The sequence below is a fragment of the Thermus caldilimi genome, from assembly GCF_004684245.1.
Taxonomy (GTDB): Bacteria; Deinococcota; Deinococci; order Deinococcales; family Thermaceae; genus Thermus; species Thermus caldilimi.
Genome location: NZ_CP038452.1, coordinates 1,591,477 through 1,602,626, shown reverse-complemented (window position 1 = coordinate 1,602,626; position 11,150 = coordinate 1,591,477). Strand labels below are relative to the sequence as shown.

The following is an 11,150-nucleotide window of genomic DNA, read 5'->3' as shown; positions in this document are numbered from 1 at the left end:
TATACGGGGCCAGGATGAGAAACAAGCGCAGGAGGCGGGAGCTCAGTGGGCTATCACGTGGATCACGGGCAGGCCGAAGCGTTCCGCCTGGCTGTGCACGTCCAGGCGGAGCCAGCGGGAAATCCCTGGGGGCAAGGTGGCCAGGACGATGGCCTGGTACGCCCCGGGATGGGCCATGAGCTCCTCCTCCAGGGCCAGGATGGGGGAGACATCCCCGGGCTTGGCCTCCTCTATGGCGACCCCTTGGGCCTCGAGGGCCGCCTTGGCGGCCTCCGCCTCCTCTTTGGCCCGCCTTTGGATCTCGCCTTCCTCGTAGACCCAGCCTGCCGGGGGGACGGCGGGTACCAGAAGGACAAAGCGGGCCTCGGGGTCTTGGCTCCGAAGCTCGGCCAGCTTCCTGGCCAGCTCGGGGCTTTTGGCCGTGCGATGGGCCACCACCAGATACCGGGCCATGGCCTTTACCTCCTTTGCCTTGCCTCGAGGTTAGCCCAAGCTTTCGGGGAGGGCCGGGAGCGAGGTTACATTGTCCCGGCCTCTGCCATAATATGGATTCCTTCCAGGGAAACTCCAAAAGCTCCCCAGACCCTCTGGTCTTGGGGTTATTGGGAAGGGCGGCCAGGGGTTTTCCACCCCGTTGGGGACGGGTTTCCCTGCATACCCCTTTACATACCGGCAAACCGTGGTAAAATAAAAAAGTCAGAGGAGGGAGCCGCCTGCGGGCGGCGGTTTTGTTTTAGGGCACCAGGGCCACCTTGGTGGCCTGCCGCTCGTGGAAGAGGCGGTAGCCCTCAGGGGCCTCCTCGAGGGGCAAGCGGTGGCTGAACACCCAGCTGCCCTTAAGCCTTCCCGCCCGTTGCAGGGCCAGAACCTCCTCGATCCAGCGGGGGATGTTGGCCAGGGCGCTTTTCAAGGTGATGCCCCGGCTGAAAGCGGAGAGCCAAGGGTAATCCAGCTTCTCGGCGGTGGGTACCCCGAGGCTGGACACCATGCCCCCGGGCCCCGCCAGGCGGAGGGCCAGTTTCAACGCCTCCCCATCCCCGCCCACCGCCTCCACCACCAGATCCGCCCCCAGGCCCTGGGTTTCCTTGCGCACCCGGGCCACGGGGTCTTCCGCCTTGGGGTTTACGGGCAGGCTTCCTAAGGCCGCGGCCTTTTCCAAGCGGGTTTCCTCCGGGTCTATGGCGTAGACCTGTCCCGCGCCCAGAGCATGGGCCACCATCTGGGCCATGAGGCCCACGGGCCCCGAGCCCACCACCGCCACGCTCATCCCCGGGGAGAGGAAGGGCCTTACGCCCCCGTAGGCGGTGGTGAGGATATCCCCTGCCAGGATGGCCTCCTCTGCAGGCAGGTTCCCGATGGGGAAAAGGCTTTGCCGGGCAAAGGGCACCCGCACCCTTTCCGCCTGGGTTCCCTGGAGGTTGCCCAGGGCGAGGCCGAAGCCAAAGACCCCTCCCTTCAGGCAGGCGAAGTACTGCCCCTTGCGGCAGGCTGGGCAGTCCCCGCAGGCCACCTGGAAGCTCCCCACCACCCTTTCCCCCAGGGGGAAGGGCACCAGGGGGCCCTTTTCCACAATCCGCCCCACGAACTCGTGGCCCAAGACGGTGCCCGGCAACACCCCAGCGATCTTGCCGTGGTAGATGTGCAGGTCCGAGCCACAGATGGCGGCGAGCTCCACCTGGACGATGGCGTCGGTTTCCGCCTCCAGCTTGGGCTCCGGCACCTCCTCCACCGCCACCTGGAAGGGCCCGTGGTAGACCAGGCCTTTCATGCCACCTCCCGGGCCACCTTGACCAGCTCCTGGGCCGCCTGGGCGTAAGGGGCCAGGGCGGCGATGCTTCCCCTTTTCAGTTCCAAAAGGCCCCGCATCAAGGCGGTGAGGGGCTCCAGGCGGCCCTCCAACACCTCCTGCCAGGTGGCCAAGTCGGCCTCTAGGATGAAGTCGGCCTCGGCCTCCCCCTCCACCACCTGCACCCCCCGGCACGCCCCGTGCCGCAGGTCCAGCACCACGGCCACCCCCTTGGGGAACCCCAGGGCGGGGTCAGGGCGCACCGCCAGGGCCAGGCTTCCTTCCCAGGTGGCGGCGGCCTTCCTGTAGGCCTCGCTTTCGTTCAGCTTCTGGCAGTAGGCTTGGGCCCAATCTTCCTGGAAAAGCTCCATGACTTCCCCCCTTTGCTTAAACCGAGTATAAACCTAGCCCCAAGGCTTTGGGTAGAGGTTGTTTCAGGGAGTTTCCGGCCAGGCGTGTTTGGGGTAGCGGCGCATGAGTTTCCGGCGCACCTCAGGGTAGCGGTTTTCCCAGAAGCTCTTTAGGTCTTGGGTCACCTGTACCGGACGGCCTGCGGGGGAAAGGAGCTCCACCGCCACCGCTACCCGGCCTTCCAGCACCCTGGGGGTTTCCCGAAGGCCAAAGGCTTCCTGGATGCGCAAGGAAAGAAGGGGTGGGGCCCCTTCCCGGTAGGTGAGGCGCCTGCGCTTGCCCGAAGGCAGGGCCAGGCTTTCCGGCGCCAGCCTCTCCAGAAGCTCCCGCTTTTCCCCCAGGAGGCTTAAAAGGATCTCCTTCCAGGGTAGGGCCAGGAGGTCTTCCATCTTCCGCACCCCCTGGGTCCAGGGGAGGAGCCAGGAAAGATCGTGAAGCAAGGCTTGCTCCGAGAGTTCTGGCACCTCTATCCCGTGGGTTTGGAGGAAGGAGAGGCGCAGGAGGACCTGCCGGGCCTCCTCGGGGAGGGGTAGCTGGCCGTTTAGGGCCTCCTCGAGGTGCTTGGCCGTGGGGGGACCTGGGTCCACCGCCACCCGTTCCAGCACCAGGGCACCGTAGCGTTGCTCCAGATAGCCCCGGAGCCTTCCTTCCTCCCACCCGGTCCAGAGGGCCAGTTCGGCCCGCTCAAGGAGATCCGCCTCGGCCAGGGGGGCGTAAAGAAGAATCCTTCCTCCCTGGGGGCCCAGGTCGGCCCAGGGGGCCACCAAGTAGGCGGGGCCGTCACCGGATAGCTGGATAAGGGGCCCGGAGGAGAGCTTGTACCGCTTTGGGGCTACCCGCTTGGCCACCCGGTCGGGGTAGGCGGCCAGGAGGAGCCGGCCCACTTCTTCCGGAGCCGGAAGGCTCGGCTGGGGTTTTATCGTGCTTACGCCGGGGGGGTTGCTCTCGGGAAAGAGCAGGCCAAAGCGTCCCCGCCAGAGGGCGGAAACCTGCTCGTGGGCCAAAAAGGTACCCCGCCTTTCCCTCCGGGCCTCGAGGAGGCCTTCTAGATGGAGCATCAGGTCCGGCTCCCCTTCCAAGGGAGTTCGTTCCTCCAGGAGGGCCAAAAGATCGGCGGCCAGGGGGAGAAGGCCTAGCCTTTTCGCTTCCAGCACCATGCGGGCCAGGCGGGGGTGGGTGGGGAGGGAGAGGATCTGCTTTCCCAGGGGGCTTAGCCCATGCCCTTGGGCCGCCCCCAGGAGTTCCAAGAGGTTCCAAGTGCTTTGCAAGGCCCCTCGGGGAGGCTTGGTGGGCAGGGGGAGGTCTTCCAGCCTCTCGCCCAGGGCCAGGGCCACCAGGAGGGCCCGAGAGAGGTCGGCCTCTAGGATCTCCGGCCTTTTTGGGGGAAAGGGGCCCTTGGGATAGAGCCGGTAAACCCGCCCGGGTCCGGTGCGCCCGGCCCGGCCCGCCCGTTGCCTGGCGGATTCCTCGGGGATGCGCACCAGGGCCAGGCGGGTGAGGCCGGTTCTGGGGTCAAAGCGGGGCTTTCTGGCCAGCCCGGTGTCCACCACGGCCCGCACGTTGGGCAGGGTGAGGCTGGTTTCCGCCACATCCGTGGCCAGGACGATCTTCCTGGGTCCAGGCCGGAGCAGGGCGGCCTGTTCCTGGAGGGGTAACCCCCCATGGAGGGGGAAGGCGGGAAGATCCGAAAGAAGCCTTTGGGTGCGTTCTATCTCCCCTTTTCCGGGAAGGAAGACCAGGACATCCCCTTCTCCCTCCAGAAAGGCCTTGCGGGCGTAGCGGGCGGCCAGGGGTTCCAGCGGGCCTTCCCAGGGTCTTTCCAGGTGAAAGACCTCCACCGGGTGGCTTTCCCCCTCCACCTCGAGGACCGCTCCGGAAAAGGCCCGCCTCAGGTCCTCGTCCGGGGTGGCGGTCAGAAGGGCGATTTTGAGGTCGGGCCGCAGGGTTTCCTGCACCCTGAGGAGGAGGGCCAGGCTCAGGTCGGTTTCCAGGTGGCGCTCGTGGGCCTCGTCCAGGAGGACCGCGGAAACCCCTTCCAGGGTGGGGTCTTCCAGAAGGCGCCGGGTGAGCAGGCCCTCCGTCATCACCAAAAGGCGAGTGGCCTCGCTTTCCTTCCCCTCCAGCCGCACCCGGTAGCCCACGGTCTTCCCCAGGGGCTCCCCCAGGTTTTCCGCCAGCCTGGCCGCCACCGCCCGGGCCGCCACCCGCCGGGGTTCAAAGAGGAGGATCTGACCCGGCAAGGCCTTTAAGAGCCGGAGGGGGAAGAGGGTGCTCTTTCCGGCCCCAGGGTAGGCCTTCAGCAGAAGGCGGCCTTCCTGGAGGAGGAGGGCTGTGGCCTTCTCCAGCCAATCCCCAGGGTGGTCGGGTGGGTGGGGCATGGAGCGGATGGGTTTCGGCTAAGGGGCCAGGGATTCTTCCCCCAGGAGGTTGTCAGATGTCCAGCTCCGCGTAGCGGGCGTGCTCCTCGATGAACTCCCGCCTGGGGGCCACGTCCTGGCCCATGAGCTTCTCGAAGAGCTCGCTGGCCTCGAGGGCGTCCTGGAGCTCCACCCGCTTCAGCACCCGCTTTTCAGGGTTCATGGTGGTCTCCCAAAGCTGCTCGGGGTTCATCTCCCCCAGGCCCTTGAAGCGCTGGACCTCGTAGCTTTTTCCTTCCAGCTCCCGAAGGCGGGCGGAAAGCTCCTCGTCGGAGTAGAGGTACTCCACCTTTTTCCCCACCTGCAGGCGGTAGAGGGGCGGCTGGGCGATGAACACGTGCCCCCTTTCGATCAGGGGCCGCATGTAGCGGTAGAAAAAGGTGAGGAGGAGGGTGCGGATGTGGCTCCCGTCCACGTCGGCGTCGGTCATGATGATGATCTTGTGGTAGCGGAGGCCCTCGAGGTCGAAGTGGGCCTCGTCCCCCGTGCCCCCGATCCCCGCCCCGATGGCCGCCACCATGGCCCGCACCTCGGCGTTTTTCAGGGCCTTGGAAAGCCCCGCCTTCTCCACGTTCAGGATCTTGCCCCTGAGGGGCAGGATGGCCTGGAAGCGCCGGTCCCGGCCCTGCTTGGCGCTTCCCCCGGCCGAATCCCCCTCTACGATGAAAAGCTCCGCCTCCTCGGGGTTTTCCGTCTGGCAGTCGGCCAGCTTCCCGGGAAGGTCGTCGGACTCCAAGGGGTTCTGGCGCCGGACAAGCTCCCGGGCCTTCCGGGCGGCCTCCCGGGCCTGGGCGGCCCGCAGGGCTTTCTCGTAGAGGGTCTTGGCGATGCGGGGGTTTTCCTCCAGGATTTCCAGAAACTTCTCGTAGACCACCTGGCTTACCGCGCTTCCCGCCTCGGGATTTAGAAGCTTTCCCTTGGTCTGCCCCTCAAACTGGGGCTGGGGGAGCTTCACGCTCACCACCGCGTAAAGCCCCTCCAGGAGGTCATCCCCCGTGGGCTGGGGGCCTTTTTCCTTGTTGAGGCCCGCCTTCTTGGCGTACTGGTTCAGGGCCCGGCTGTAGGCGCTTTTGAAGGCGGTGAGGTGGGTGCCCCCGTCCCGGGTGGGGATCATGTTGGCGTAGGTGAGGATCTCCGCGGTGTAGCCCTTGGTGTGGATGAGGCCCACCTCCACCTCCACCTCCCCCTCCTGGCCCCGGAGAAGGAAGGGCCGCTCGTAGAGGAGTTCCTCCCCTTCCGCCAGGGCCTTGGCGAAGGAGGCCACGCCCCCCTTGTCCCAGAAGACCTCCTCCCGCCCGTGCTGGAGGTCCTTAAAGAGGAGCCTAAGCCCCGCCACCAGGTAGCTCACCTCCCGCAGGCGGGCCCTGATCTTGCTGGGGTCAAAGGTCTGGTTCCCGAAGATGAGGGGATCGGGCTTGAAGGTGACCCGGGTGCCGGTCTTGCCCTTGGGAGCGGGCCCTACCACGGCAAGGGGTTCGATGACCTCGCCCCGGCTGAAGGCGATCCGGTGGTGCTTCCCCTCCCGGAACACCTCCACCACCGTCCACTCGGAAAGGGCGTTCACCACGCTGGCTCCTACCCCGTGAAGGCCCCCGGAAACCTTGTAGGCTCCGCTTTCAAACTTGCCCCCCGAGTGCAGGGTGGTGTAGATCACCTCCACCGCGGGCTTCTCCTCCTCGGGCATCAGGTCCACGGGGATGCCCCGGCCGTTGTCCTCCACGGTGAGGGAGCCATCGGGGTTCAAGGTGGTGACGATCTCCGTGGCGTAGCCCGCCAGGGCTTCGTCCACGGCGTTGTCCAGGATTTCCTTGAAGAGGTGGTGGTAGCCCTCCACCCCCGTGCCCCCGATGTACATGGCGGGGCGGTGGCGCACCCCCTCTAGGCCTTTGAGCACCTTGATGGCCGAAGCGTCGTAGCTCACCCCTTCAGTATAGCACACGCCCTTGCCCGCGTTTTTCCCTTGAGAAAGGGCTGCCATGCCCTTTGGCGGCGCGGATTAGATGGGAGAAAATACAACAAAATCGGCTCCCCTCCGGCCTGCCCCGCCCGGTATCATGCCTCCATGTCGGCCCTGGTTTTCCTACACGCCCTCTTGGGCTTGGTCCTCCTGGTGGGGGTGCCCGTTTTGGCCCTGTGGGGGCTTTGGGGGTTCGCCAGGCCCCTTCCCGCCCGCTTCTACGCCCTCCTGCGGGGCGCGGCCTGGGCGGCCATCCTCCAGGTGGCCCTGGGCTTCCTCTTCTTTTTCCTGGGGCTTAGGCCTAAGGACGGCCTCCACCTCCTCTACGGCCTCCTCCTGGCCGCGGGGCTCCACTACCTGGGGGGCCTCGAGCCCGGGGGCTGGTTCCACCGGGGGCTGAAAGACCCCCCCAAGCGTCCCGAGGTCTTCGTGGCCCTGGGCCTTCTCTTCGCCGTGGGGCTGGTGCTCTGCGCCTACTTCACCGGGCGCTGACGAGGCCTTTGGGCAGGGGCAGGCGCTCCAGCATGGGCCGGGTGAGGTGGGGCACCACCTCCCGGTAGAGGCCCCGGTAGTAGGCCTGGATCTCGGGCCCGTTCAGGTAGGCCACCAGGGCCTCGAGGTCCAGGCGCACCCCCTCCTTGGGGAGGAGGTGGAACTCCTCCCGCCAAGGGTAAGCCCGCCCGTCCCAGGCGGCCACCACCCGGTAGTGGCGGGTGTGGCCCACCACCAGGTGGGGGAGGGCGTAGAAGGGCTTGAGGAGGCCCGCGGCCTCCTTGGGGAAGTAGAGGCCGGAGTGGGGGGTTTCGTAGTCCACCTCCCCCGGCAGGAGGTTCCTCCCGGTGAGGACGGGCACCAGGCCGGGGCCCGGCCGGGTTTGGGTCAGGGGGTGGGCCTTGACCTCTGGGCTCCTGGCGGCGAAGCGGATGCGGAAGACCTCCCCCAAGGGGAGGCCTTCCCTTTCCAGGGTTAGGGCCTCTTCGTGGGGAAAGCGCACCATTTCCCCCTGCCAGGCGGGTTCTTCCAGGAGGAGCAGGGGGGGATGGCCCTGCCCCAGGGCTTCCGCGTCGTAGAGGCGAAGCCCCTTTCCTCCTTTGCGGAAGCGCAGGACTGCAGCCCGCACCTTGAGTCCGGGAAAGGCCCGGCCCAGGTAGAAGACCTCCAAAGCCCCTTCCCGGGCCAGGAAGGCCCGGAGCTTTTGGAACTCCTCTAGGACCATCCAGCCCGCGGGGACCACGTAGACCAGGAGCCCGCCGGGCTTCAGGAGGCGCACCCCCTTCTCCAGGAAGGCCCCGTAGAGGTTGTACCGCCCCCACCAGGTGGCGAAGCGCTCCCGGTAAGCCTGGCGGAGTTCAGGAAGTAGCCTCGCCCCCGCCCCCAGGGCCCCGTAGGGGGGGTTGCCCAGGATGAGGTCGAAGGCTTCCCCCGGCTCCCAAAGGAGGAAGTCCGCCCGCACCCCCTCGGCCCAGGGGGGGAGGTCCAGGGCCAGAGGGTCCACCTCCACCCCCAGGAAGCGGTAGCCGGTGCCGTGGGCCTCCCGGAAGGCCCGGAGGAAGGGCCCTTCCCCGCAGGCGGGCTCCAGCACCTGCCCCCCTTTGGGGGCCTCGGCCAGGCCCACCATAAAGTCCACCAGGGCCTTGGGGGTGGGCACCTGGCCCAGGCTCCGGTGGGAGGCGGCAAGGGGAGGGCCAGCCATCTAGCGGATGACGCCCAGCTTCCGGCCCACCTTCTCGTAGGCCTCGAGGGCCCGGTCCAGCATCTCCCCCGTGTGGGCGGCGGTGACGATGTTGCGGATCCTGGCCTTGCCCCGGGGCACCGTGGGGAAGCCGATGCCCACGGCGAAGACCCCCTCTTCCAGGAGGAGGCGGCTGGCCTCAAAGGCCAAGGGGGCCTCCCCGAAGAGGACCGGGGTGATGGGGGTCTGGCTCCCCAGGGTATCGTAGCCCATGCGGGCAAGCTCCTGCTTGAAGTAGCGGGTGTTTTCCCAAAGCCTTTCCACCCGCTCGGGTTCCTTCTGGATGAGCTCCAGGGCACCTAGGAGCGCCCCCACCACCGCCGGGGGGTGGCTGGTGGAGAAGAGGAAGGGCCTCGCCTTGTTGACGAGGAGGTCCTTGAGCTCCAAGGCCCCGGCGGCGTACCCCCCCACCACCGCCCAGGCCTTGGAGAGGGTGGCCACCTGGATCACGTCAGGGTCGGTGTGGAAGCCAAAGTGGTGCACCGTGCCCTTGCCCATCTCCCCCAAGACCCCGCTCCCGTGGGCGTCGTCCACGTAGACCACCGCCCCGTACCGCTTGGCCAGGGGCACGATGCGGTCTAGGGGGGCGATGTCCCCATCCATGGAGAAGACCCCGTCGGTGACGATGAGCTTGAGGCCTTCGGTGTCGTGGGCTTTGAGGAGCTCCTCCAGGTGGTCCACGTCCCCATGGCGGTAGACCAACCGGGTGGCCTTGGTGAGGCGGAGGCCGTCGATGATGCTGGCGTGGTTCAGCTCGTCGGAGAAGACCAGGTCCCCCTCCTGGAGGAGGGCCCCCAGCACCCCCTGGTTGGCGGTGAAACCCGACTGTAGGACCAAGGCGCTTTCCGTGCCCTTGAAGCGGGCCAGGGCTTCTTCCAGCTCCAGGTGGTAGGTGAAGGTGCCAGCGATGGTGCGCACGGCTCCACTTCCTGCCCCCCACCGTTCCAGGTACTGGCGGGCCTTCTCCTTCAGGTGGGGGTGGTTGGCAAAGCCCAGGTAGTTGTTGGAGGCCAGGTTCACCACTTCCCGTCCCTCCACCCGGGTTACGGGTTCCTGGGGGGCCTCGAGGACCCTGGGGCGGATGTACAGTCCCTCCTGCTTTAACCTTTTCAGCTCGCTTTCCACGCGGGCGCGCAGGGATAGGCTCATGGCCTTATCTAACCCCGGGGGGTGGGTTCATGGCAAGCCGCACCTGGACTTGCGGGTGTCTCTTACCTTCTCTTGATCCAGAGGGGTTAACCTGGGTGAGGAGATGGGAGCGCTTCCACAACCATGGACCGATTCATACTAAGGGAATCCTGGCAGGCGGAATACGAGGCGGAGCGCTTGGAGTGGCGGGCTAGGCTCCTGGAGCTGGTTCACCGGTTTAAGGGGGAGCCCGACACCCTCCTTCCCTTCCATGAAGCCTTGGCCTTACGGCCCAGGGGGGAGCATCACCTTGGGCTTAGATCCATCGAGGTGGACAAGGTGGTGGGTTTGGTGGACCGCTACGAGGATTTCCACCACCACTTCCTTCCGCGAATCCCCCATACCCTGGAGCGCTGGAAGCGCCTGCGGGCGCTGGAGCTTGCGGGGATGGGGTTCCCCCCCATCGAGGTCTACCAGGTGGGCGAAGCCTATTTCGTCAAGGACGGAAACCACCGGGTGGCCCTGGCCAAGGCCTCGGGGCAGAGGTTCATCGACGCCTACCTCAAAACTTGCACCTCCCGAATACCCTGCATGAACACCCCCTTCCCCCCGCAGGCGGGGGCCAAAGACCCAAAGCTCCCAGCTCGGCCATGAGGACCCGCAAGACCACCTCCGGCAGCAGCAGGCGCGCCGCTGCCCACCCAGCCTCCCGCCAAGAAAGACCTCTCCCGTCTGGAGCTAGCCTCACCCAGTGGGCCAGCAGGTAAGCCAGGAAGGACAGCACCAGAAACCGATGCACCCCCAAGGCCGTCCGCTGCCCAAAACGCCCCAGGGAAAACTCGCTCTTTACCGTGCGGAAGAAGTGCTCAATGGTAAACCGCCGCCGCCCCCACACCAGCACAGTCCGTGGCCCCGCAGGAAAGGTGGCCACCACGTACCGCCACTCCCACCCTCCCCCGGGTAAGGGATAGCGGTACCAGCTCACCCACACGGGAAAGGGAAGTCCCCGCAGATGCACCCGACTCCCCTGCCGTCTGAGCCCAAAGAGGGGAAGCCCCTCCCGCGTCTTTCGGTCCCGCCGCATCCCCACCACCGCTTCCAGACCCAACCCCCGCACCCCCACAAGAAACCGGGCGGTGCCGAAGGCAGCATCGGCCACCACCCGAAGGTGGAAGGACTTGCGCATCCAGGGGGGCAGGGAGGCCAGAAGACGCAGGGCAAGGAGGGAAAGGGCCTTCTCCCCCTTCCCCCGCCACACCCGGTAGGCCCAGGGGATGCGCAGCTCTCCCAGCACCAGATAGAGCACCACCAGGTGGAGCCCCCACTTGCCGTGGAAAAAGGAGAGGGGCAAGGCGGGGAAGAGGCCCCGCTTCTCCAGGGTGACCAGGTCCAGGACCACCAGGAGCCTGGGCTTGGGCCCCCGCCTGGGCCTGGCCCGGTGGAGGGTTTCCTGGGCCTTCTTGCGAGCCAGGCGGATGAGGGCGCGGGTGGGCCAGGGATAGCGGTTGAGGAAGCGGGAGAGGGCGGAAGGGGACTTGGTCTTGCTGTGCTGGGGCCTGGCCTTGCCGTGGCCGGTGAGAAGGAGGAGAAGAAGCGCTTTGAGGGATTCGCGGAGGTGGGGGGTTGGCAGGAGGGCCAGGAGGGTCCAGAGTAGAGAATGGGCCGTTTGGGTCATGGCACCCTTCATCCGAAGGGAACCCGGCGGCCCTTTTCAAGTGG

Annotated in this window: 9 protein-coding genes and 1 pseudogene; 2 read left to right on the top strand and 8 right to left on the bottom strand. The window is 66.8% G+C overall.

The window, feature by feature from the left end; all coding sequences use genetic code 11:
• Window positions 1-42 precede the first annotated feature (42 nt).
• The 5 genes from EBI04_RS08380 to EBI04_RS08360 all read right to left on the bottom strand — a co-directional run bounded on the left by EBI04_RS08380 (window position 43) and on the right by EBI04_RS08360 (window position 6,535).
• Entirely contained in the window at window positions 43-453 is a 411-nt protein-coding gene (locus EBI04_RS08380) for a hypothetical protein (protein ID WP_135257070.1), read from the bottom strand.
• Between the two features lie 280 nt (window positions 454-733).
• Complete coding sequence (locus tag EBI04_RS08375; protein ID WP_135257069.1) at window positions 734-1,768, bottom strand: alcohol dehydrogenase family protein; 1,035 nt, start codon at window positions 1,766-1,768, stop codon at window positions 734-736.
• Window positions 1,765-2,157, bottom strand: coding sequence for an SCP2 sterol-binding domain-containing protein (locus tag EBI04_RS08370; RefSeq protein WP_135257068.1), 393 nt, complete (start codon window positions 2,155-2,157; stop codon window positions 1,765-1,767). Before EBI04_RS08370 ends, EBI04_RS08375 begins: the two co-directional genes overlap by 4 nt.
• A 63-nt stretch (window positions 2,158-2,220) precedes the next feature.
• A complete protein-coding gene (gene hrpB, locus EBI04_RS08365; protein ID WP_135257067.1) occupies window positions 2,221-4,575 on the bottom strand; it encodes an ATP-dependent helicase HrpB in 2,355 nt (784 codons plus the stop codon).
• A gap of 52 nt (window positions 4,576-4,627) precedes the next feature.
• Window positions 4,628-6,535: a DNA topoisomerase subunit B gene (locus EBI04_RS08360; protein WP_135257066.1), complete on the bottom strand. Its 1,908-nt coding sequence runs from the start codon at window positions 6,533-6,535 to the stop codon at window positions 4,628-4,630.
• A 141-nt stretch (window positions 6,536-6,676) separates the two neighbouring features.
• Between EBI04_RS08360 and EBI04_RS08355 the strand changes: the two genes are divergently transcribed.
• Entirely contained in the window at window positions 6,677-7,063 is a 387-nt protein-coding gene (locus EBI04_RS08355; RefSeq protein WP_135257065.1) for a hypothetical protein, read from the top strand.
• On the opposite strand, the gene EBI04_RS08350 is transcribed toward EBI04_RS08355, so the two are convergent.
• Both EBI04_RS08350 and EBI04_RS08345 read right to left on the bottom strand, forming a co-directional pair.
• A complete protein-coding gene (locus EBI04_RS08350; protein WP_135257064.1) occupies window positions 7,050-8,264 on the bottom strand; it encodes an N-6 DNA methylase family protein in 1,215 nt (404 codons plus the stop codon). The two genes, EBI04_RS08355 and EBI04_RS08350, sit on opposite strands and share 14 nt — an antisense overlap.
• Window positions 8,265-9,452: a glycine C-acetyltransferase gene (locus tag EBI04_RS08345; protein WP_135257063.1), complete on the bottom strand. Its 1,188-nt coding sequence runs from the start codon at window positions 9,450-9,452 to the stop codon at window positions 8,265-8,267.
• Window positions 9,453-9,575: 123 nt separating this feature from the next.
• Here EBI04_RS08345 and EBI04_RS08340 point away from each other — a divergent pair.
• A pseudogene (locus EBI04_RS08340) lies at window positions 9,576-10,052 on the top strand (transcriptional regulator); the annotation flags it as partial.
• On the opposite strand, the gene EBI04_RS08335 reads toward EBI04_RS08340, so the two are convergent.
• Window positions 9,994-11,118, bottom strand: coding sequence for a transposase (locus EBI04_RS08335; RefSeq protein WP_444545749.1), 1,125 nt, complete (start codon window positions 11,116-11,118; stop codon window positions 9,994-9,996). The pseudogene EBI04_RS08340 and the gene EBI04_RS08335 sit on opposite strands and share 59 nt — an antisense overlap.
• Between the last annotated feature and the right edge of the window lie 32 nt (window positions 11,119-11,150).

What these genes read in the sequence shown, in the direction of transcription:
- EBI04_RS08380 (WP_135257070.1), bottom strand. Translation starts at nt 453, where the DNA reads ATGGCCCGGTATCTGGTGGTGGCCCATCGCACGGCCAAAAGCCCCGAG.
- EBI04_RS08375 (WP_135257069.1), bottom strand. Translation starts at nt 1,768, where the DNA reads ATGAAAGGCCTGGTCTACCACGGGCCCTTCCAGGTGGCGGTGGAGGAG.
- EBI04_RS08370 (WP_135257068.1), bottom strand. Translation starts at nt 2,157, where the DNA reads ATGGAGCTTTTCCAGGAAGATTGGGCCCAAGCCTACTGCCAGAAGCTG.
- hrpB (WP_135257067.1), bottom strand. Translation starts at nt 4,575, where the DNA reads ATGCCCCACCCACCCGACCACCCTGGGGATTGGCTGGAGAAGGCCACA.
- EBI04_RS08355 (WP_135257065.1), top strand. Translation starts at nt 6,677, where the DNA reads ATGTCGGCCCTGGTTTTCCTACACGCCCTCTTGGGCTTGGTCCTCCTG.
- EBI04_RS08350 (WP_135257064.1), bottom strand. Translation starts at nt 8,264, where the DNA reads ATGGCTGGCCCTCCCCTTGCCGCCTCCCACCGGAGCCTGGGCCAGGTG.
- EBI04_RS08345 (WP_135257063.1), bottom strand. Translation starts at nt 9,452, where the DNA reads ATGAGCCTATCCCTGCGCGCCCGCGTGGAAAGCGAGCTGAAAAGGTTA.
- EBI04_RS08335 (WP_444545749.1), bottom strand. Translation starts at nt 11,118, where the DNA reads ATGAAGGGTGCCATGACCCAAACGGCCCATTCTCTACTCTGGACCCTC.